The 19,726-nt window shown below is 71.3% G+C and carries 17 protein-coding genes; 13 read left to right on the top strand and 4 right to left on the bottom strand.

Translation table 11 applies throughout. The features are described from left to right. The first annotated feature begins 40 nt into the window (after positions 1 to 40). The 11 genes from BUB97_RS03115 to BUB97_RS03065 all read left to right on the top strand — a co-directional run bounded on the left by BUB97_RS03115 (position 41) and on the right by BUB97_RS03065 (position 12,979). A complete protein-coding gene (locus BUB97_RS03115) occupies positions 41 to 1,654 on the top strand; it encodes an ABC transporter substrate-binding protein (RefSeq protein WP_073131345.1) in 1,614 nt (537 codons plus the stop codon). Between the two features lie 82 nt (positions 1,655 to 1,736). Next, the gene (locus tag BUB97_RS03110) at positions 1,737 to 2,408 is read left to right on the top strand and encodes a cytochrome c3 family protein (RefSeq protein WP_073131343.1); all 672 of its coding nucleotides are present in this window, start codon (positions 1,737 to 1,739) and stop codon (positions 2,406 to 2,408) included. Next, the gene (locus BUB97_RS03105; protein WP_086061856.1) at positions 2,405 to 5,209 is read left to right on the top strand and encodes a 4Fe-4S dicluster domain-containing protein; all 2,805 of its coding nucleotides are present in this window, start codon (positions 2,405 to 2,407) and stop codon (positions 5,207 to 5,209) included. Before BUB97_RS03110 ends, BUB97_RS03105 begins: the two co-directional genes overlap by 4 nt. Beyond that, positions 5,206 to 6,528, top strand: coding sequence for an NrfD/PsrC family molybdoenzyme membrane anchor subunit (nrfD, locus tag BUB97_RS03100; RefSeq protein ID WP_073131342.1), 1,323 nt, complete (start codon positions 5,206 to 5,208; stop codon positions 6,526 to 6,528). The genes BUB97_RS03105 and nrfD overlap by 4 nt, the downstream gene beginning before the upstream one ends. Then, positions 6,525 to 7,064 carry a DUF3341 domain-containing protein gene (locus BUB97_RS03095; protein ID WP_073131340.1) on the top strand — a complete coding sequence of 180 codons (540 nt, stop codon included), beginning with the start codon at positions 6,525 to 6,527 and terminating at the stop codon, positions 7,062 to 7,064. Before nrfD ends, BUB97_RS03095 begins: the two co-directional genes overlap by 4 nt. Beyond that, entirely contained in the window at positions 7,061 to 7,474 is a 414-nt protein-coding gene (locus BUB97_RS03090) for a c-type cytochrome (protein WP_073131338.1), read from the top strand. Before BUB97_RS03095 ends, BUB97_RS03090 begins: the two co-directional genes overlap by 4 nt. Further along, positions 7,471 to 8,394: a hypothetical protein gene (locus BUB97_RS03085; protein WP_073131337.1), complete on the top strand. Its 924-nt coding sequence runs from the start codon at positions 7,471 to 7,473 to the stop codon at positions 8,392 to 8,394. The genes BUB97_RS03090 and BUB97_RS03085 overlap by 4 nt, the downstream gene beginning before the upstream one ends. 31 nt (positions 8,395 to 8,425) lie before the next feature. Then, positions 8,426 to 9,148 (top strand): cytochrome c oxidase assembly protein, encoded by a 723-nt coding sequence (locus tag BUB97_RS03080; protein ID WP_073131335.1) that lies wholly within the window; start codon positions 8,426 to 8,428, stop codon positions 9,146 to 9,148. Beyond that, entirely contained in the window at positions 9,145 to 10,113 is a 969-nt protein-coding gene (gene coxB / locus BUB97_RS03075; protein ID WP_073131333.1) for a cytochrome c oxidase subunit II, read from the top strand. Before BUB97_RS03080 ends, coxB begins: the two co-directional genes overlap by 4 nt. Further along, the gene (locus tag BUB97_RS03070; protein ID WP_073131332.1) at positions 10,110 to 12,620 is read left to right on the top strand and encodes a cbb3-type cytochrome c oxidase subunit I; all 2,511 of its coding nucleotides are present in this window, start codon (positions 10,110 to 10,112) and stop codon (positions 12,618 to 12,620) included. The genes coxB and BUB97_RS03070 overlap by 4 nt, the downstream gene beginning before the upstream one ends. Before the next feature lie 5 nt (positions 12,621 to 12,625). Next, positions 12,626 to 12,979, top strand: coding sequence for a hypothetical protein (locus tag BUB97_RS03065; RefSeq protein ID WP_073131607.1), 354 nt, complete (start codon positions 12,626 to 12,628; stop codon positions 12,977 to 12,979). A 1-nt stretch (position 12,980) separates the two neighbouring features. Here the strand turns inward: BUB97_RS03065 and BUB97_RS03060 are convergent, their stop codons facing one another. The 3 genes from BUB97_RS03060 to BUB97_RS03050 form a co-directional block, all read right to left on the bottom strand. Next, positions 12,981 to 13,358 carry a c-type cytochrome gene (locus BUB97_RS03060; RefSeq protein WP_073131331.1) on the bottom strand — a complete coding sequence of 126 codons (378 nt, stop codon included), beginning with the start codon at positions 13,356 to 13,358 and terminating at the stop codon, positions 12,981 to 12,983. A 133-nt stretch (positions 13,359 to 13,491) separates the two neighbouring features. Beyond that, entirely contained in the window at positions 13,492 to 15,090 is a 1,599-nt protein-coding gene (locus BUB97_RS03055) for a zinc-binding metallopeptidase family protein (protein ID WP_073131330.1), read from the bottom strand. An 86-nt stretch (positions 15,091 to 15,176) separates the two neighbouring features. Beyond that, the gene (locus BUB97_RS03050) at positions 15,177 to 16,052 is read right to left on the bottom strand and encodes a DUF4189 domain-containing protein (protein WP_073131329.1); all 876 of its coding nucleotides are present in this window, start codon (positions 16,050 to 16,052) and stop codon (positions 15,177 to 15,179) included. Positions 16,053 to 16,163: 111 nt separating this feature from the next. Between BUB97_RS03050 and BUB97_RS03045 the strand changes: the two genes are divergently transcribed. Together BUB97_RS03045 and BUB97_RS03040 are read left to right on the top strand one after the other, a co-directional pair. Continuing rightward, positions 16,164 to 18,008, top strand: coding sequence for a transglycosylase domain-containing protein (locus tag BUB97_RS03045; RefSeq protein ID WP_245818169.1), 1,845 nt, complete (start codon positions 16,164 to 16,166; stop codon positions 18,006 to 18,008). 34 nt (positions 18,009 to 18,042) lie between these two features. Further along, the gene (locus BUB97_RS03040; RefSeq protein ID WP_073131327.1) at positions 18,043 to 18,603 is read left to right on the top strand and encodes a hypothetical protein; all 561 of its coding nucleotides are present in this window, start codon (positions 18,043 to 18,045) and stop codon (positions 18,601 to 18,603) included. Positions 18,604 to 18,613: 10 nt separating this feature from the next. On the opposite strand, the gene lhpI is transcribed toward BUB97_RS03040, so the two are convergent. After that, a complete protein-coding gene (gene lhpI / locus BUB97_RS03035; RefSeq protein WP_086061851.1) occupies positions 18,614 to 19,576 on the bottom strand; it encodes a bifunctional Delta(1)-pyrroline-2-carboxylate/Delta(1)-piperideine-2-carboxylate reductase in 963 nt (320 codons plus the stop codon). Positions 19,577 to 19,726: the final 150 nt, after the last annotated feature.

Below are 19,726 nucleotides of genomic sequence, written 5' to 3'. Positions count from 1 at the left end.
GTGGGTTGCTTCGGGCTCCGTAACCAACCCGGAGCCCTTCATGACCCTGTCGCGCCGTGCCCTGCTGGGCGCCACCGGCCTCGCCACGCTTCCGTCCGGCCTCATCCTCCCGCCCGAGGCCCAGGCCCAGGCCGAGCGCGTCCTCCGCTACGGCATCTCCATGGCGGATATCCCCCTCACGGCCGGCCAGCCGGATCGCGGGGCCGGCGCCTACCAGTTCACCGGCTACACGATCTACGATCCGCTTGTGGCCTGGGAGATGGACGTGGCGGACCGGCCCGGGAAGCTGGTCCCTGGCCTCGCCGTCTCCTGGGAGGCGGACCCTGCGGACCGGAAGCGCTGGGTCCTGAAGCTGCGCGAGGGGGTGAGGTTCCATGACGGCTCGGCACTCGACGCCGATGCGGTGATCTGGAACTTCGAGAAGGTGATGAACGCCCAGGCGCCGCATTTCGACCAGCGCCAGGCGGCCCAGGTCCGGCCGCGCCTTCCCTCCCTGGCCGGGTGGAAGAAGCTGGATTCGATGACGGTGGAGCTGACCACCAAGGCCGTGGACAGCCTCTTCCCCTACCAGCTGCTCTGGTTCCTCGTCTCATCGCCGGCGCAGTACGAGAAGCTTGGCCGCTCCTGGGACCGTTTCGCGGCGGAGCCCTCGGGCACCGGCCCCTTCCGGCTTGCCCGGCTGGTCCCGCGGGAGCGCGCGGAGCTGGTGAGGAACACCGCCTACTGGAACCCGGCGCGGATGGCGAAGGTGGACCGCCTCGTCCTCGTCTGCGCCCCGGATGCCGTCACCCGCAGCAACGCCCTGCTCTCTGGCCAGGTGGATCTGATCGAGACGCCGGCGCTGGACATGGTCCCGCAGCTGAAAACGGCCGGAAACCGGGTGGTGGAGAACGTCACCCCCCATGTCTGGAACTATCATCTCTCCCTGCTCGAGGGTTCTCCCTGGCGCGACCTGCGCCTGCGCCAAGCGGCCAACCTCGCTATCAACCGGGACGAGATCGTCCAGCTCCTCGGCGGCTTGGCGAAGCCCGCGACCGGGGTGGTGGACCCCGCCTCGCCCTGGTTCGGCAATCCGGGCTTCAAGGTGCGGCATGACCCGGACGAGGCCCGCAGGCTCGTTCAGGCCGCCGGCTTCTCCCCCCGCAACCCGGTGAAGGCGAAGTTCCTCATCGCCACCGGCGGCTCGGGGCAGATGCTCTCGATGCCGATGAACGAGTACATCCAGCAGGCCTGGAAGGAAGTCGGCATCGAGATCGAGTTCCAGCCGGTGGAGCTAGAGGTCCTCTACACGGCCTGGCGCAATGGCGCGGCGCATGACTCCATGCGCGGCATCACCGCCAACAACGTGGCCTATGTTACCTCCGATCCGCTCTATGCCCTCGTGCGATTCTTCCACTCCAATCAGGTGGCGCCGGTGGGCGTGAACTGGTCGCACTACAAGGATCCGGAGACGGACAAGCTCATCGACCAGGCCGTCCAGTCCTTCGACCCGGCCGAGCAGGACCGGCTGATGGCCCGGGTGCATGAGCGGGTGGTGGACCAGGCCCTGCTGGTCTTCGTGGTGCATGACACCAACCCCCATGTGCTGGGGCGCGGGGTGCGGAACTACGTCCAGGCGCAGCACTGGTTCCAGGACCTGACCACGCTCGCCTGACGGCCGCGATGCGGGCCGCGCGGCCTGTATCCAACCATCCTGCCTTCCCTGCGTTGCCGCTCCGGTCGGCTCAGGGAGCAGGATGGCCCAGATCTTCACGCCGCGGGCCGATGCCCGGCTTCGCCTCGCCCTGATCGTCGGGGCCGCCCTGATCCTTCTGATCGGGGCGGGGGCCTTCGCCTGGGTGCGGTCCGGCACGGCCTGGGCCGTCGGCAAGCCCGCGGACCAGCCGATCCCCTTCAGCCATGCCGTCCATGCCGGCGGACTGGGGCTCGACTGCCGCTTCTGCCATGCCGGGGTGGAGCGCGCGGCGGATGCTGGCATGCCGAGCGCCGAAACCTGCCTGGGCTGCCATGAGCGGGTCTGGAACGTCACCGCCCAGTTCGCTCCCCTGAGGGCAGCCCTGGAGCTTGGGAGGGCGGTGGAATGGTCCTCCGTCAGCCGGCTGCCGGACCATGTCCGCTTCGACCATGCCGCCCATACCCAGGCCGGCGTCGCCTGCGAAAGCTGCCACGGCAAGGTGCAGGAGATGCCGCGCACCGCGAAGGCGGAGACCCTCTCCATGAGCTTCTGCCTGGATTGCCACAGGGACCCGTCTCCCCGCCAACGCCCCGCTGCCGCCGTGATGGCGCGCGGCGATGCCGGCGCCGGTGGGCCGCGGGATCTGCGCCCTCACGGCCTGCAGGTGCAGCGCTACGAGCATTACGGCGTGGAGGTCTCCCCGCTCACCCGCTGCTCGACCTGCCACCGATGAGTGCGCCGCCCCCACCCCGGCGCGGTCCCGATCCGTCGCCCGAGCCGCCCCAGCCCGCCGCGCTGGCAGCTGCCCCGCATGCTGCCGTGGAGCGGCGCGATGCGCTGAAGCTCATGGGCGCCTCGCTCGCCCTGGCCTCCCTGGCGGGCTGCGACGAAACGCCGGAGCACGGGCATCCGCTCCATGCGCCCGCCCGCGCCGCCGATGCTCAGGCGGCCACCGCCGAATATGCCACGGTGCTGGAGCTGGACGGCCTCTCGCGTGGGGTGATCGTGCGCACCCGCAACGGCCATGCCGTGAAGGTGGAGGGCAACCCCCGCCACCCGGCCAGCCTCGGCGCCACCGACATCTTCGCCGAAGCCGCCGTGCTGGGACTGCACGACCCCCACCGCTCCCGCCGCATCCGCAGGGATGGCCGGCCGGTGCCCGCGGCGATGCTCGACGAAGCCATGGCCACCGCCCGGGCCACGCTCGCGGAGGGCCGCGGTCGCGGCCTCAGGATCCTCACCGGCCCCGTCTCCTCCCCCACCCTCGCGCGGATGCTTCAGGCGGTGCTGACCGCCTTCCCGGAGGCGCGCTGGCACCAGCACGACCCCCTGGCCGATGACGCCGCCCTCGAGGGCGCGCAGCGCGCCTTTGGCCGCCCTGTTGTCCCCGTGCCAGACCTGTCGCGCGCCGGGGCGGTGCTCTGCCTGGGCGCCGATCCGCTGGGCCAGGCGCCCGGCCATCTTCGCTTCGCGCGGGACTGGATCACGGCCCGTGCCGCCGGCCGGCCACCGCGTCTGATCGTCGCCGAGGCGACCCTCAGCCTGACCGGCGCGCGGGCCGACCGCCGCATCCCCCTCCATCCGCGCGAGGCCGAACCCTTCGCGCGGGCCGTTGCGGCTCGGCTCGGCGTGGCGGGGCTTGCGGTCGAGGTCGCGCATCCAGCGGCGGCGGGGGTCGCGGCAGTCCTGGCGGAAGCGCCTGGCGCCGTGGTTATGGCCGGGCGGGGGCAGGCGCCGGCCGTCCATGCGCTGGCCCATGCCATGAGCGCGCGCCTGGGCGCGGCGCAGCGGCTCCTCCCCCATCCCCTGACACGGCCCGAGCCGATGGCGCCCTCATTGGCGGCCCTGTCCGCCGACATGGCGGCCGGGCAGGTCACGCACCTTCTGATCCTCGGCGCGAATCCCGCCTACGACGCCCCGGCTTCCCTGGAGTTCGCGCAGGCGCTCCGCGCCCTGCCGTTCAGCCTTCATCTCGGCTTCAGGCTGGACGAGACGGCCCGGCTCTGCGCCTGGCATGTGCCGCTTCCGCATCCTCTCGAATCCTGGGGCGATTCCCGCGCCTTCGACGGCACGCCCGCCATCCGCCAGCCCGCCACCGTGCCGCTGGCCGAGGAGGCGAGGGGAGAGGTGGAACTGCTCTCCGCGTTGCTCGGCACGCCCGTCACGGCGCGGGAGGCCGTCCGGGCCACCTGGCGGGCCAGCTGGAGGGAGGAGGGCTTCGAGGCCACTTGGGCGACGGCGCTGGAGGAGGGCGTCGCGGGCGAGCCATTCCCCCCGCTCTCCCCGCCGCTGCGGGAGGGCTGGGACCAGCCCTCGCCACCGCTGCCGGCAGGGTTAGCCGCGGTTTTCTCGCCCGATCAGGGCATCCGTGGCGGTGCGGAGGCGCATGATGCCTGGCTGCAGGAGATGCCGCGGCCGCTGACGAAGATCACCTGGGGCAATGCCGCGCTCATGGCCCCCGCCACCCTTGCGGCACTCCGCCTCGAGCCGGGGGATGAGGTGGAGCTGGAGCTCGGCGGCCGTCGCGTTCTCGCCCCCTGCTGGCCGATGCCGGGCCATGCGCCGGATTGCGTCACCCTTCCGCTCGGGGGAGGGCGCCGTGCGGGCGGGCCGGTGGGCGAGGGAAGGGGCTTCGATGCCTACGCGCTGCGCCCGGCGGATTCCGCCTGGGTGGCCACTGGACTCTCCTTGCGGCCCACAGGCCGGAAGACCCCCCCCGTCACCACGGACTCCCACCACCGCCTCGATCCCATCGAGGCCGCCCGCAGCGTCCCGCCCGGCGGCGTCCTCCCGCAGCCGGAACGCGATGCCTCGCTCTACCGGGACTGGCCCTATCCCGGGCATGCCTGGGGCATGGCGATCGACCTCGACGCCTGCATCGGCTGCAACGCCTGCGCCCTGGCCTGCCAGGCCGAGAACAACGTTCCCGTTGTCGGTCCGCTCGCGGTCAGCCAGGGGCGCGAGATGCACTGGCTCAGGGTGGACCGGTATCACCACGGCCCCGAGGACAGCCCCGCCGTCAGCTTCCAGCCCGTGCCCTGCATGCATTGCGAACAGGCGCCCTGCGAGCCCGTATGCCCTGTCAACGCCACGCTGCACGACCATGAGGGGCTGAACGTGATGGTGCATGCGCGCTGCATCGGCACGCGCACCTGTTCCAACAACTGCCCCTACAAGGTGCGGCGGTTCAACTGGTCCGATCACCGGCGCTTCCTCGACACGCCCGCCCGGAACCCGGAGGTATCGCTGCGGCCGCGCGGCGTGATGGAGAAGTGTACCTACTGCACGCACCGCATCGCTAAGGCCCGCAGCCAGGCTTCCACCGAGGGCCGAGCGCTCCACGACGGGGAGGTGGAGACCGCCTGCCAGCGCGCCTGCCCCACCCGCGCCATCACCTTCGGCGACATCAACGACCCAGGCAGTGCCGTCACCCGGGCGAAGCGGGATGGCCGCCACTACGCCCTGCTCGGGCAACTCGGCACGCGGCCCCGCACCACCTATCTCGCCCGTGTCGCGACGGAGGAGGAGGGGTGAGCGACGTCACCGCGCCCGTCGCCGAAGCAGCGCTGCGGCCCGGCCGGTGGAGCTTCCGGCTCTCCGTGCTGCTCTGTGCCGGCGGCATCGTGGTGCTGGCCGTCTCGGTCGCCGTGGTGCTGGTCTCGGGCGTGGGCGTCTGGGGCAACAACATTCCCCATGTCTGGGGCTTCGACCTGATCGCCTATGCCTGGTGGATCGGCATCGCCAATGCCGCCAGCCTCTTCGCCGCGATCCTCGTGCTGCGCCGGCATGGCCTCCGCACGGCGGTGAACCGGTTCGCGGAGGCCGCGGCCCTGGCCGCCATCCTGGCAGCCGCCTTCTATCCCGTGCTGCATCTCGGCCGGGCCTGGCTCTTCTACTGGACGCTGGCCTACCCCAACCGCATGCAGCTCTGGCCCCAGTTCGGCAGCCCGCTGGTGTGGGATTTCTGGGGGATCATGTCGCATGTGATCGTGACCTCCCTCTTCTGGTATATCGGCCTCATCCCGGATCTCGCGACGATGCGGGACCGTGCGGCCGGCCGTGGGCGGATGCGGCTCGCGCGGACCTATGGGCTGCTGGCCCTGGGGTGGCGGGGCTCGGTCGCGCATTGGCACCGTCACCAGGCGGCCTACCGCCTCGTCGCGGCCCTCGTTCTGCCGCTGCTGCTCTGGGCGCAGACTGTCGTCGCGCTCGAATTCGCCACGACCCTCGTGCCGGCCTGGCATCAGGCGAGGCTGCCGCTGCATGTGGTGGTGACCGGCCTGCCTTCCGGGCTGGGCATCGTGCTCGCGCTCGCGGCGGTGCTGCGCGTCGCGCTTTCGCTTGAACGCTTCGTCGACGATGCGGACATGGACCTCCTCGCCCGCCTCGTCGCCTGTGCCGGCCTCGCGGCGGGGCTGGCCTATGCGCACGAGCTGCTGGTCGGCTTCCTGGAGGAAGACGAAACCACCCGCGCCGCTCTGGGGGCACGCGTGCTCGGCCAGGGGGCGCCCGCCTATTGGGGGGCGGTTCTGCTCAGCGCCGCGCTTCCGCAGGTGCTCTGGCTCGATGGGCTCCGCCGTCGTGCCCTCGTCGTGGTGCCTGTCGGCATCCTGGCGGCGGCCGGCGTGTGGCTCGACCGCTGGTCGATCGTGGTGGACGGGCTGCTGCGGGACCATCTGCCCACCATGTCCCGCGGCTATTCGCCTAGCCCTGCCGAATGGGGGCTGCTCGGCGGCACGGTCGCGCTCTTCGCCCTCGTGCTGCTTCTGTTCGGCCGTCTCGTGCCCGCAGTCTCGATGTTCGAGACGCGGCACGAGGAGAGCGAGGCCGAAGCCGAGGAAGAGGAGCGATGAGCCAACCGCCCCCCTTTGGCCTGATGGCGGAATTCACCGAGGCCGATGCGATGACCGCGGCCGTCCGTGCCGCGCGGGATGCTGGATGGACATGCCTGGAGGCCTATTCACCCTATCCCGTGCCGGAGGCGGCGGAAGCCCTGGAGGTCAGTGCCGCGCCCGTCGGCTACATCGCCCTGGCGGCGGCGGCCGTGGGAGCGGCGTTCTCGGCGGGGGCGGCCTGGTATGTCTCGGTCCACCTCTATCCCGTGAATGTGGGAGGGCGGCCGCCGAATGCCTGGCCGGTTTTCATGCCCACCACCTATCTCGTCGCCATCCTCTGGGCCTGCGCGGCGGCGCTGATCGGGATGCTGGCGCTGAACGGCCTGCCGCGGCTGAACCACCCGGCCTTCTTCGCCCACGGCTTCAACCGGGCCAGCGAGGATCGCTTCTTCCTCTTCCTCTCGGCCGAAGACCCTCTCTACGCGCCGGACGCCGCGGGGCGCTTCCTGCGCGGCCTCTCTCCCCTGCGCGTGACGGAGGTGCGGAGCGCGTGAAGCGGCTGCTGCTCCTCCTTCTCCTCGCGGGATGCGACGGCTGGCCGGAGAGCCCGAAGCCGCCCGCGCCCGCGCCGCCACCGGAGGGCGCCGTGGCGCGGGGCTCCGGCGCCCGCCTGCGCGCCCTCGCTCCTCCGGGGCCAACCGTCGATTCGGCGCTGCTGGCCGAGGGCGCGGAGCGCTACGCCATCTTCTGCACGCCGTGCCACGGGGCGCGTGGAACGGGGGACGGGGTCGTGGTGTCGCGCGGCCATCCGCCGATCGCGCCGCTGCCCGCCGATGCGGCCCGCAGCATGGCCGCGATCGCTGAAAACCACCTGGGCGCCCATCCTCTCGCGGACCGGCTCGACCCGCGTCAGCGCTGGGCCGTGGCGCGTTACGTGGAGGCGCTGATGCGCGAAGGGCGATGACGGCGTTCGCCGAAGCCTGCCTGCTCGCCTTTGTCCTCGCCGCCACGCTGGGGGCCGGCGCCCTGGTGGTGCGCGCCGCCGGACTTCTTCTGCGGGAGCACTGGGTGGAGCCCCTGGCGCCGATCTTCACCGCGGCCGGGCGGCTCATGCCGCTCCTGCTCCTGCTCGCGCTTCCCGTGCTGCTCTTCGCCGGCGCCCTTTATCCCTGGGCGGGCGGGCCGCGCGCGGTGCCCGTCCTGTCGGCGAGCGGCGCGATCCTGCTGCTCTGGGCCTTGCTCGGATGGTGGCTCGCGCGACCGTCGTCGACGCGCCGGGCGGCCGGGGCAGCGCTGCTCCTCGTCGTGCTGACCGCGGCCATAGGCTTCGAGGAATGGGCGCTTTCCCGGGATGCGGCATGGGTGGGAAGCCTGAACGGGATCGCGATGCTGGTCGGGGGCGCCGGGGCCTTCCTGGGCCTGGCCGTATTGCTGCATGGCTGCCCAGAGGACCCCGAGGCGCGCACGGGGCTGGAGCGGGGCTTGCTGACCCTCGGGGTTTTCGCGCTGTGGTTTCTCTTCGTCCCCTATGTCACGGTCTGGGCGGCCGACCTTCCTCCCGAAGCCGCGTGGTATCTGCGGCGCCAGGAGGGCGTCTGGCGGTGGATGAAGCTGGGCGTGATCCTGCCCGCGCTGATCGGGGCCATCCTCCTCTCCGCCATGCCGCAGTGGCGGCCCTGGCGGATGCGGCTGGTCTGCAGCCTCCTCCTCCTCCAGCACGTCACCCTGGTTCTCTGGACCGTTCGCCCCGATGCCAGGCTCGCTCCGGGGGCCGCGCATGGGGCGCCGAACCTCCTGGCGGACGCGATTGTGATCGGTCTGGCGGCCCTCGCGCTTCTTCTCCTGGCCCGCCGGGCAGCGCGTTCCGGAACCGAAGCTGTATGATCCTCCATATTTGCGGAACGGGAGGAAGCGGGTGAACCGGAGCGAAGCCGTGCCCTTCTGCGGCCTGCCGCCCCTGCCGGGCGACCTCTACTGGAACCTCGATCCGCTGCTGCTTGGCACCCTGCTGGTCGGGCTGGGCTGGATCTGCTGGCGCGGCACGGAGCGGCGTCTGCTCCTGACCGGCTGGGGCGTACTGGCCCTCGCCCTGCTATCGCCCCTCTGCAGCCTTGCCGTCGCGCTTTTTTCCGCCCGTGTGGGGCAGCATCTCGTCGTGATGCTCGTCGCGGCGCCGCTGCTGGCCTTGGGCCTGCGCGCGCGTGCCGCCTCGCCTGGCGAACTCGCCTCCTCGGCGGCGGTCTTCGGCCTCGTGCTTTGGTTATGGCACATGCCGGCGCCCTATGGCTGGACCTTCCGCTCCGACGGCGCCTGGTGGGCCATGCATGCCTCGCTCCTCGGCTCGGCCGTCTGGCTGTGGCACGGCGTGATGCGGGCCAGTCGGGTGGATGCGGCGCTGCTTTCCGGCCTTGGCACGGCGGCGCAGATGGGGGCTCTGGGCGCCTTCCTCACCTTCGCTCCCCGACCGCTGTTCGCGCCCCACGCGCTGACGACCCTGCCCTGGGGTCTGACGCCGCTGGAGGATCAGCAACTCGGCGGGCTCCTCATGTGGGTGCCGGGTGGTATTGCTTTCGCGGGGCTGGCCCTTCTGGCGCTGTCCCGCGTGCTGCGCACGGCGCAGGACCGCCACCCCGCGTGAAGCGGCTTCTTCCCCTTCTGGTCCTGGCGGGCTGCTCGGGCGCGCAGACGCCGCTCGACCCCTGGGGCGTGCAGGCCGAGCGGATCGCGACGCTCACCCATGTGCTGTTCTGGGGCGGCACGGCCGTGTTCCTGATCACCATGGGCTTCCTCGCCCTCGCCATCCTCGCGCCTGCGCGGCTGCGGGAGGCCATGGGGTCGCGCCGCTTCGTGATCGGTGGGGGGATCGTCTTTCCCGTAACGGTTCTGACGGCGCTTCTGGCCTATTCCCTCGGCATCTCGCGCGCGCTGACCCAGCCGATGTCCGACGCGCCTCTGCGGATCGAGATCATCGGCCGGCAATACTGGTGGGAGATCCGATACCCCGATCTGGGGAAGGGGGCGGTGACGGCCAATGCTCTGCACTTGCCTCTGGGGCGGGAGGTGGAGCTGCATCTCACCTCCGCTGACGTGATCCACAGCGTGTGGGTGCCGAACCTGCACGGCAAGCTGGACATGATCCCGGGCCGTGTGAACCGCCAGCGGCTGCGCGCGGACCGCCTGGGGGAGCTGCGCGGCCAGTGCACGGAATTCTGCGGAGCCCAGCACACGTTGATGGCCTTCGACGTGGTGGTGCAGGAGCCTGGGGAATTCGAGGCATGGATCGCCCGGCAGCGCGCGCCGGTGCCGGAGCCGCGCACGGAGGAGCACCGGCGCGGCAGGCAGGTCTTCGGTGAGGCGGGCTGCGGCGCCTGCCATGCGGTGCGGGGAACGCCCTGGTCCGCGCGGATCGCGCCCGATCTGTCGCGCATCGGCTCCCGCGCCACCCTGGCGGGGGGAGCCCTTCCCAACAACCGCGGGAACCTGGCCGGCTGGATCGCTGCACCGCAGGACATCAAGCCGGGCAACGCCATGCCCGCCTATGCCCGCGCCCTGGAGGGCCCCGACCTGCTCGCCCTCGCCTCCTGGCTGGATTCCCTGCGGTGAGCGACCTGCCGAACCCCTTGCCGCGCCCGCCGGAGGAGCTGGGCCGGCTGGAAAAGGCCTGGGCCTTCCCGCGCGGCATCGCCGTGATCACCGAGATCAACAACAACCTCATCGGTCCGCTCTTCCTCGCGACGGCTCTGATGTTCCTGCTGCTGGCCGGGCTGCTGGGCGTGCTGATCCGCCTGCAACTGGCCGTTCCCGGGCTCACGATCCTGGATGCGGACACCTACAACCAGGTCTTCACCACCCACGGCACGATTATGATGTTCCTCTTCGCCGTGCCGGTGGTGGAGGCCGTCGGGATTGCCTTGCTGCCCGCCATGCTCGGTGCGCGGGAGATGCCGACGCCGCGCCTCGGCGCCTACGCCTACTGGATCTATCTGATCGGCGGCACGGCCTTCTTCCTGTCGCTCTTCTTCGGCGCGGCGCCGGATGGCGGCTGGTTCATGTATCCGCCGCTGACGGGCAAGGCCCATTCGCCCGGCGTCAACACGGACATGTACCTGCTGGGCATCGGCTTCATCGAGATCAGCGCCATCGCGGGCGCGATCGAGCTGATCACCGGCATCCTGCGCTGCCGTGCGCCGGGCATGACACTGGGACGCATGCCGATCTTCGCCTGGGCGATGCTCGTCTTCGCGGGCATGGTGGTCTTCGCCTTCCCGGCGGTGATCGTCGCTTCCACCCTGCTGGAGTTGGAGCGCGCCTTTGACTGGCCTTTCTTCATCCCGGAGCGCGGCGGGGACCCGATGCTCTGGCAGCATCTGTTCTGGTTCTTCGGTCACCCGGAGGTCTACATCATCTTCCTGCCCGCGGCCGGCATGGTCTCGATGATCGTGCCCACCATGGCGCGCGCCCCGCTGCTCGGGCACTCGCTCGTTGTGCTGGCGCTGGTCGGGACGGCCTTTCTCTCCTTCGGCCTGTGGGTGCACCACATGTACACCACGGGAATCCCAGGGCTGAGCCTGGCCTTCTTCGCCTCGGCGGGTTTCGCGGTATCCGTTCCCTCCGGGCTCCAGGTCTTTGCCTGGATCGGGACCTTCGCCTCGGGGAAGAAGGTCCGCATCGCCACGCCCACCCTCTTCATCCTCGGCTTCCTGTTCATCTTCTCCCTCGGCGGGCTGACGGGGGTGATGGTTTCCGTCACGCCCTTCGACTGGCAGGCGCACGACACCTATTTCATCGTCGCCCATCTGCATTACGTGCTGATCGGCGGCATGGTCTTCCCGGTTCTCGCCGCCCTCTACTACTGGGCGCCCTGCATCGGCACGCCTCTCTCCGAGAGGTTGGGGAAATGGGTGTTCTGGCTGCTCTTCCTCGGCGTGAACCTCACCTTCTTCCCGATGCACATGTCCGGCCTCCTCGGGATGCCCCGGCGCATCTACACCTACCCTGCGGGGATGGGCCTCGAGATCTGGAACATGCTGTCCACCATCGGCGCGCTCGTCGCGCTGGTGGGCGGCGTGCTGCTCTTCGTCGATATCATCCGCAACTTCCGGCCGCAGGGCGGCGGCGGCAACCACTGGGATGCCGGGACGCTCGAATGGCTGCCCAACCTGAACTACGGCCCGCGCAGCATCCCCGCCGTGGACAGCCGCTACCCGCTCTGGCGCCACCCCGAGCTTTCGGCGCAGGTCGAGGCCGGCGCGCATTACCTGCCCGGCACCATCACCGGGCTGCGCGAGGGGCTGGTTGTCAGCCCGGCGGAGGGAATCCCGCAATACGTGGCGGTGCTGCCCGGGCCGAGCTGGGCCCATCTCGTCGCCGCGGTCGGCACGGCGGGGTTCTTCCTCGTGCTCACGGTGGAGTGGCTGGTGCCCGCAGCCGCCTTCGCCCTGCTCGCGATCGCTGCCTTCCTGTATTGGCTCTGGACGGGAACCGATCTCGGCCCGATCGGCGAAGGGCGTGGCCCGATCGGGGGCGGCATCGTGCTTCCGACCTATGTGACGGGGCCGATGTCCACCTCCTGGTGGGCCATGAACGCACTGATGCTCGTCATGGGGTCCTGCTACGCCTGCCTGATCGGCAGCTATCTTTTCCTGTGGCTGGTGAACGGCGATGGGATGTGGCCGCCGGCTGGCCTGGGGCTGCCGGTTCTGGAACGCGGCGCCGCCGCCCTCTTCCTCTATGTGCTGGCCGGAGCCACGATCCTTCTCGCGGGCACCCTTCTGCGCCGCCGGGATGCGCTGCCCATCTGGGCGCTGCCGCTCGCCCTGGCGCTGCTCGGTGCGGGCTATGCCGTGGACCTCTCCGCGATCCGCGATGCCGGGCTGCGGCCGTCGCAGCATGCCTATTCCGGCATCTCCTACGCACTGCTCGCCTGGCAGGGCTTCAACACCGCCGTCGCCATCCTCATGGCGCTCTACACGCAGGCCAGGTCCTGGGCGGGCATGCTCAACGGCACCCGCCGGCTGACCTTCGACAACACGATGCTCTTCTGGCTCTACACGGTCGGGCAGGGCGTGACGGGAATCGTGCTGCTGCACGGTTTCCCCCGGCTGCTGTGACGGGCATGAGCGCATCGGCCGCCCGGGCGGTGATCTGGCCGGCGGCGGGCCTCGCCATCTGGGGCGGGCATTTCGGCGCGATCTACGCGATCCACGCCTTGGCCTGCGAGCGTGGCATGGAAGGCGGCACCCTGCTCGGCATGCCCTGGGTGGTGGCGATGGTCGCGGGGGCGACGATCCTCGCCCTGCTCGGTCTCGCCCTGATCTTCGTGCTCGCCCGGCCAGGTGGAGAGATCACCGAAGGCGGGGAGGCGGAGCCCCGATTCACGCTGTGGTTCGGCGCGGCAGCCTGCGTCGTGGCGGGGTTCGCCATCCTCTTCCAGGCCGCACCCGCCATGGTGCTGCCGGCCTGCTGGTGAATCACGCCCGAGGGCGAATCCTGGGCTCCTCGCGCGGCCCGGCCTGATTCGGCCCCAGTGGAAGCCCGGCCGGAACGGGCGGCAGGCGTTCCGCGCCCAGGGTGAAGAGATAGGCGGCCGTGTCCCGCGCCTCCGCTTCGGTCAGGCCCAGATTCGGCATGGCGCTGCCGGGGGAGATGGCCTGCGGGTTCCGGAGCCAGGCGACCAGGTTCTCGGGCGAGTTTGGCAGATGCCCGGCCAGATAGCCGCGCCGCGCCCATTCCGTCAGTGGCGGGCCGGCCCAGGAGACGGCTCCGCGCACGCCGGGAATGACATGGCAAGCCCCGCAGCCCTGAGCGAGCGCCACCTGGCGGCCCCGCTCCGGGTCGCCGCCCGCCACACGCAGCTGGGCCGGTGGCTCGGCATCGCAGGCGGCGAGGGCACCGAGGAGGAGGAGAGGGGAGGCGCGGATGGGGAAGGGCCTCCTCTGCTGGTCCGCCCGGCGAACGTCCGTCCGCCGGGCGGGGTTGCCGTCAGATCGGCTCGCCGGCGCCCGTGCCGTGATGCGGCGTGGGAAAAGTCCACTCCTCGCCGCGCACGGTGGTGACGTATTCCGGCCAACGGAGATCGACGGGCGGGTCGAAATCGGCCGGGAGCAGCGGGCCGATCCATTGGGTGCCGCCCACGCCGCCCCCGGTGCGCTCGCGGAACTCTGCCTGGCACGCTTCCAGCGCGCCGGGCATCACCGCGAGGTCCACCATGGTCAGCGCCATCGTCCGCGCCGCCAGGAACATCCCCGGATCGACCGCCGCGGGCAGGCCGCCGAGCGCGAGATAGGCCCAGTTCGGATAGGCATAGCCGGGGGTGGGCGGCTGCAGCCGCGGGCGCGCGGCGAGAAGCCGCACCGTCGGGCAGTGCCAGGAATACTCGACATAGTCGTCGGCGCTCAGATGCGTCTGCCAGCCCGCCAGCGTCCGGCGAAGCCCCGCATCGTTGTCGGCCGGGGTCGTCAGCCGGGTGACGCTGGGGATGAAGGGGTTCTCCATCGGCTCCAGCCCGAGGTTCTTCTGGATCTCCCGGCCGAAGGCCAGCGCCTCCTCGGTATAGGTCGGCGCGCCCACGGCCTGGAGGTTGGCCCAGGTCAACTCGGTCAATGCCGTGTTGGGCAGGCCCACGCGTGTCTTGGTCACCCAGCGCACATAGGCCTTGCAGCCCGTCGCCATGGCGGCGGACTTCGCGTTGTTGGCCAGCACGCGCCAGATCTGCTCCTGGATGGCGAGCGAGGATGAGCGCCAGGAATACTGGATCTGGCTGAAGCGCGGCGCGAGATTGTCCGAGGTGGCGCCCGCATCGCCGAGGACGAACTCGTTCAGCGTCCAGGACCCGCTATGGGGGAACATCGCCTCCTTCGTGTACTTCGTCGTCGTGTACATCAGGCACATGGCATCCAGCGCGCCGGGCGCGCGGGCCACTGCATGCGCCGCCTGGGTCGGCATCAGCGACGGGTCCACCCAGGTCTCCGGCGTGGGCGCCTCGAAGGTGATCACGGCGCTCCAATAGGCGCCGAAATGGACCTCGCCCGTGACGGTGTTGCTGGGCCAGGGATGCCAGACCACGGCGGCATCCAGCCCATCGAAATAGCCCTTCGCGGCATGGATGGGCTTGGAGCCACAGACCTTCTCAGCCGGCTCGCCGAACAGCTTCAGCGTGGCGCTGACGCCATGCTTCTCGAAGGCTGCCTTGGTGGCGAGCATGGCGGTGAGGGAGGCCGTGCCGAGCACCGAATGCGGGTCGGTATGGCCGGCGGCATAGGGATGCAGCCCCGCGCGTGGCGCCGCATGCGGCACCACCTGCTGCGAATTGCCAGGTACCGCGTCGTATTCGGAGAAGCCGGCCAGCACCGGACCGCCGCTTCCCCAGCGCGCCGCGAAGGCCGTGGGCATATCGCCCGAGCCTTCCTCCACGGTGAAGCCTTCCTCCCGCAGGATTTCCGCATAGGCCTGGGCCGAGCGGTACTCGCGCCAGGCCGGCTCGGCGAAGCCCCAGATTTGCTCGTTGAAGGCTGACAGACGCGACTCATTGGCCGCGATCCAATCCAGCGCGGACTGGCGGATGGCACCTGGATCACTCATCGCGGCGAAGAACCTCCCCTGGGGCGCCGGGTTGGCGCGGGCCGGGAGAGCCTAGGTCGGATCAACCAGCCCGTGAATCCCGGACTTCAACCCGCGCAGCGCGCCTCCGTGACCTGGCAGAGCAGGCCGCGGCCGCGTTGCGCACAGGCGGCCATCGCCTGGCGCTCCGCCTCCTCCCGCGTCTGGCCCGTGCCGCTGACCGCGGCCATCACGGTGTAGGTGCTGGAGTGGGCCGTCACTACGACGGCGCCGTTGGACCGCAGCGCATGCGCTACGGCGCCGCATCGGGCCGAGAACTCGCCGACCAGCCGGCAGGCATTGCCTTTCCCTTCATGGCAGGCGCTTTCCGCCGCGCGATGGGCCACGCCGCGATCGCCCGCCCCGACCGACAGCCCATAGGCCCGGGACGGCGTCCGGGCCGCATAGATGGCGCCGAAGGTCCCGCGGCCGGAGTCGGGCGCTCGTGGCGCAGGGATTGCTGCCTCCGGGACCGCCGCTGGAACCGCTGCCTGGTCCGCGATGAACGAGCCGAACACGGATGGAGCCGCAGGGCTTGCCGGGGTGGAGGCGGGTGCGAGCTGTGCGCTCGCCAGGTTGGCCCCCGGATTCCGCTTGGCGGGGGAGCGCTGCCGAGCATTCGCCTGGCGCTCCGTCCCGCGCGGCGCCGCTGCAAGCCCTTGCGGCGGGCGCCGGGTGCCTGGCGGCGCTGTCCAGGGCGTCAGCGGGGTCGGCATGACCATGGTGCCGGTGACGTTCGCCGCCCCGAGCGCGGCGGATCGCGCGGCGCAACGGACAAGGCAGGTCTGGATGCTGATCGTGTTCTGGGCACGCTCGGCGAAGGGGGCGGCGCATTCGATCCGGCATTGCTGGCTGTCGGACTGCGCCTCTGCCGGGGCGGCGAGGGCCGAGGCGGCCAGCAGCGCGAGGGTCGGCAGCCCTGCTCGGGCAGCCAGTCGCGACAATGTCCCGTGCATCCTGCACCCCCATCGGCACGGCTCCATCCTGCCGCGAGTGCAGGACTCCCCGGATCGTGCTACGCCGCATCTGCCATGCCGAGGGCCCCGATCGCAACCGTGTCGCGGAACGTTCCGCCTTCTCGCAAGGCGGGCGTGAAGCGGGGCGGGCGCGTCGCCGCCGAGCGGCCGGCGGTTCCGTCGGCGGTCCGGGCCAGGCGGCGCCTTGCCCGCAAGCTCGCCGCATGGGCGCTGATGGGCGCCGTCTGGGGTGGCCTGGCCCTTGGGGTGCTGCTGCTCGTCTTCGCCTGGGATCTGCCGCGGCCAGAGGATGCGCTGGACACCACGCGTCGCCCCTCCGTCACGCTAGAGGCTTCCGACGGTCGCCTGCTCTCCACGAGCGGCGATCTCTATGGCGAGACGGTCCGCTTGCGCGACCTTCCCGTCCACCTGCCGACGGCGCTGCTTGCCATCGAGGACCGTCGCTTCCGTGACCATTTCGGCCTGGACCCGGTCGGCCTGCTGCGTGCCGCCTGGGTGAACCTGACCACCGGGCGGGTGGCCCAGGGCGGCTCCACCCTGACCCAGCAGCTCGCCAAGAACCTCTTCCTCACCCCCGAGCGCTCCCTGCGCCGCAAGGTGCAGGAGGCGATGCTGGCCCTGTGGCTGGAGAGCCGGTTCACGAAGGACCAGCTGCTCGAGATCTACCTCAACCGCGTCTATCTCGGGGCCGGGGCGTTCGGCGTGGATGCGGCCGCGCGTCTCTATTTCGGGGTGCCGGCGCGGCGGCTCGCAGTCTGGCAATCCGCGGTGCTGATGGGCTTGCCCCGTGCCCCCTCCCGCCTCAACCCCAGGGCCAATCCCTACGAAGCCGCGCGGCGGGGAGCCGAAGTGCTGCACGCCATGGCCGCGACAGGTGCCCTGACCGAGGCCCAGGCGAATGCGGAGGCGGAGCGGATCGCCTTCCCCCCGCGCCCTTCCCGGGATTCCGGGTGGTTCGCGGACTGGGTGAATGATGACCTCGCCACCCGCTTTCCCGGTTCCGCCGACCTCACGCTCCGCACCACCCTCGACCTTCGCGTGCAGGCGCTGGTGGAGGCGAAGCTGGAGGCACTCCTGGCAGGGCAGGGGGCTGCCGCGGATGTCGGCCAGGGGGCGGTGGTGGTGCTGGATGCTGCCACCGGGGCCGTGCGCGCCATGGCGGGCGGGCGCGACTACCGCCGCAGCAGCTTCAACCGGGCGGTCTCGGCCCGGCGCCAGCCCGGATCGGTCTTCAAGCCCTTCGTCTACCTCGCCGCGCTGGAGCACGGGCTGCACCCCGACTCCACCGTCTCCGACGGCCCCATCACGCTCGGCCGCTGGTCACCGGGGAATGGCAACTGGCGCCCGCGTGGCGACCTGCCGCTGGAGGATGCACTCGCCCACAGCGTGAACACGGCGGCGGTGCGCATCCTGGCCCGTGGGGGAGGGGCGAAGGAGGCGGCCGCGGTCGCGCGGCGACTTGGCCTTGCGGGGCCTTTCCCGAACGATGCCACCATTGCCCTCGGGACCGGCGAGGCCAGCCTGCTGGAGCTCACGGCGGCCTATGCGGCCTTCGCCAATGGCGGCATGCGGGTGACGCCCCATGGCATCACCTCCGCCCGCGCGGAGGGCCGCGCCCTGCCGGCCGGCAACACCGCTCCGGCCCGCGCCGTTCAGCCGGACGATGCCCTGGCGATCCGCCGCATGATGGAGGCCGTGGTCTCACGCGGGTCGGGCCGCGCCGCCGCCGTGCCAGGCCGCCCGGCCGCCGGGAAGACCGGCACCACCCAGGACTTCCGCGACGCCTGGTTCGTCGGATTCTCCGGTGGCACGGTGATCGGGGTCTGGCTGGGCAATGACGACGCCACGCCGATGGATGACGTACGCGGCGGCACGCTGCCGGCCCGCCTTTTCCATGAGATTCTGGAGGGACTGCCCCGATGATGATTCCTCGCCGCCCTCGTGCCGGGCTTGCTCCGTGACGGTGGAGGAGAAGTCCGGCACCGTGGCGGCGGCCCAGGCCATGGCGCTGCTCCTGCGGCCCGTACGCCACGCCGTGAACAATCTCTCCATGGTGCTCACCGCGAATCTGGATGCCGCCATGCCGCGGCTCCCGGCGGGTGAGACGACGACGCGACAGGTGAGCCGCGCACGTGAGGCCGCCGTCGAATACGACCAGCTCGCCCGCGGCTTCCTCGCCCTGGGGCGGGAGGAAGGCGTGCGGCCCGCGCCCGCCGGCCGGCTGATGCAGGAGTTGCTGCCGCTGCTGACCCTGGCGGCTGCCGGACCGCTGGAACTCCGCCTGCTGGGCAATGCCGTCGTCGAGCGCCGCTCTCCGGCGCTGGAGGGGGCGCTGATCCTGGCCGCATCCGGCGCCGCCACCTTGCCGCCTGGCCCGCGCCCGCCGCTCCGCCTCGACGGAGCCCGGCTGAGCTTCGGCTGGCCCGTTCCACCCGCTGCGCGTGCCGCCCTTGAGGAGCTGGGTGCGACGCTGGAGTCCGAGGGCGAGGGCACCTCGGTCACTCTTCCCGCGGGGTGATCGGCCGGGATTACTCCCGTCCGGCCTCGGCCAGGCTGCCCTCATAGGCCTGGATGGCCGCAGCCAGGTCTTCCCCCGCCCAGCCGACCGACTTGAACACGGTCACCTCGCCGGGATCCCGGCGTCCGGGATGCACGCCGCGGCACAGGTCGGCCAGTTCAGCCGCCACATGCTCCGGCCCGAAGGCGCCCTCCGCGATGGCCTGGACCACGTCGCCCGCCTCGGCCAGGGCCCCGGCGCGGGTGTCCACGACCAGCGTGGCCCGCGCCAGCAGCGCTGCGTCGGACTCGCGCATATCGGCGCGGAAGGCGCCGACCAGGTCCACATGCGTGCCGGGCCGCACCGTGGCCCCGGGGATCAGCGGCGCGTGGGAAAGCGTGGCGGAGGAGATGATGTCGGCTTCGGCCGGATCGGGATCGGCCACCGCCTGGGCCGGATGACCCTCGGCCCGGAGCCGGGCGGCGAGGCGCTCGGCATTGGCGGCCTCCCTCGACCAGACCGAGATGCTCTCGATCGGGAAGGCGGTCCGATAGGCCTGGGCCAGCGCATGGGCGACCTTTCCGCTGCCCAGCAACATGAGCCGCCGGCTTTCGGGGCGGGCAAGGTACCGCGCAGCCAGCACGCTGGCTGCCGCCGTCCGCCGGTCCGTCAGCGCGCCGCCGTCCAGCAGGGCCAGCGGGGCGCCGCTCGCGGCGTCCGAGAGAAGATAGGCGGCATGGACGGCGGGGGCATGGCCCGGCGCCACATGGACGATCTTGACCCCAGTATAGCGCCCGGCCTGCCAGGCGGGCATGAGCAGCAGGGTGTTCCGCGCCCGGTCCTCCTGCCAGGCATGGGCGTGGCGAAGCGGGGCCTCGCAGCCCGTGCGGAACATCTCGCCCAGTGCATCGGTTAGCGCTTCCCAAGGCAGGAGGGCATCGACCGCGGCGTGATCCAGATGCAGCAGTGGGCGTCCTCCTCCGGAATGCGGCATGCCGCTTGCACACCAGGACGGTGTGAAGCCTGCTCTCGCCATGGTGCCGCCCGATGCTGGCGGGGGAAACCCCGCATGGCCGGAATTGCCGTGCGCGCTTCAGAACGCTAAGGGGCGTGCCCTGCGGTCCGCGCAATCCCGCGTTGATCC

It is taken from the genome of Muricoccus roseus (genome assembly GCF_900141905.1).
GTDB lineage: Bacteria > Pseudomonadota > Alphaproteobacteria > Acetobacterales > Acetobacteraceae > Roseomonas > Roseomonas rosea.
This window is presented reverse-complemented; position numbering and strand designations above follow the sequence as displayed.

Excerpts from the sequence above, each read along its gene's own strand:
- BUB97_RS03055 (WP_073131330.1), bottom strand. The coding sequence starts at position 15,090 with ATGAGTGATCCAGGTGCCATCCGCCAGTCCGCGCTGGATTGGATCGCG.
- BUB97_RS03095 (WP_073131340.1), top strand. The coding sequence starts at position 6,525 with ATGAGCCAACCGCCCCCCTTTGGCCTGATGGCGGAATTCACCGAGGCC.
- BUB97_RS03085 (WP_073131337.1), top strand. The coding sequence starts at position 7,471 with ATGACGGCGTTCGCCGAAGCCTGCCTGCTCGCCTTTGTCCTCGCCGCC.
- BUB97_RS03105 (WP_086061856.1), top strand. The coding sequence starts at position 2,405 with ATGAGTGCGCCGCCCCCACCCCGGCGCGGTCCCGATCCGTCGCCCGAG.
- BUB97_RS03115 (WP_073131345.1), top strand. The coding sequence starts at position 41 with ATGACCCTGTCGCGCCGTGCCCTGCTGGGCGCCACCGGCCTCGCCACG.
- lhpI (WP_086061851.1), bottom strand. The coding sequence starts at position 19,576 with ATGCCGCATTCCGGAGGAGGACGCCCACTGCTGCATCTGGATCACGCC.
- BUB97_RS03065 (WP_073131607.1), top strand. The coding sequence starts at position 12,626 with ATGAGCGCATCGGCCGCCCGGGCGGTGATCTGGCCGGCGGCGGGCCTC.
- BUB97_RS03110 (WP_073131343.1), top strand. The coding sequence starts at position 1,737 with ATGGCCCAGATCTTCACGCCGCGGGCCGATGCCCGGCTTCGCCTCGCC.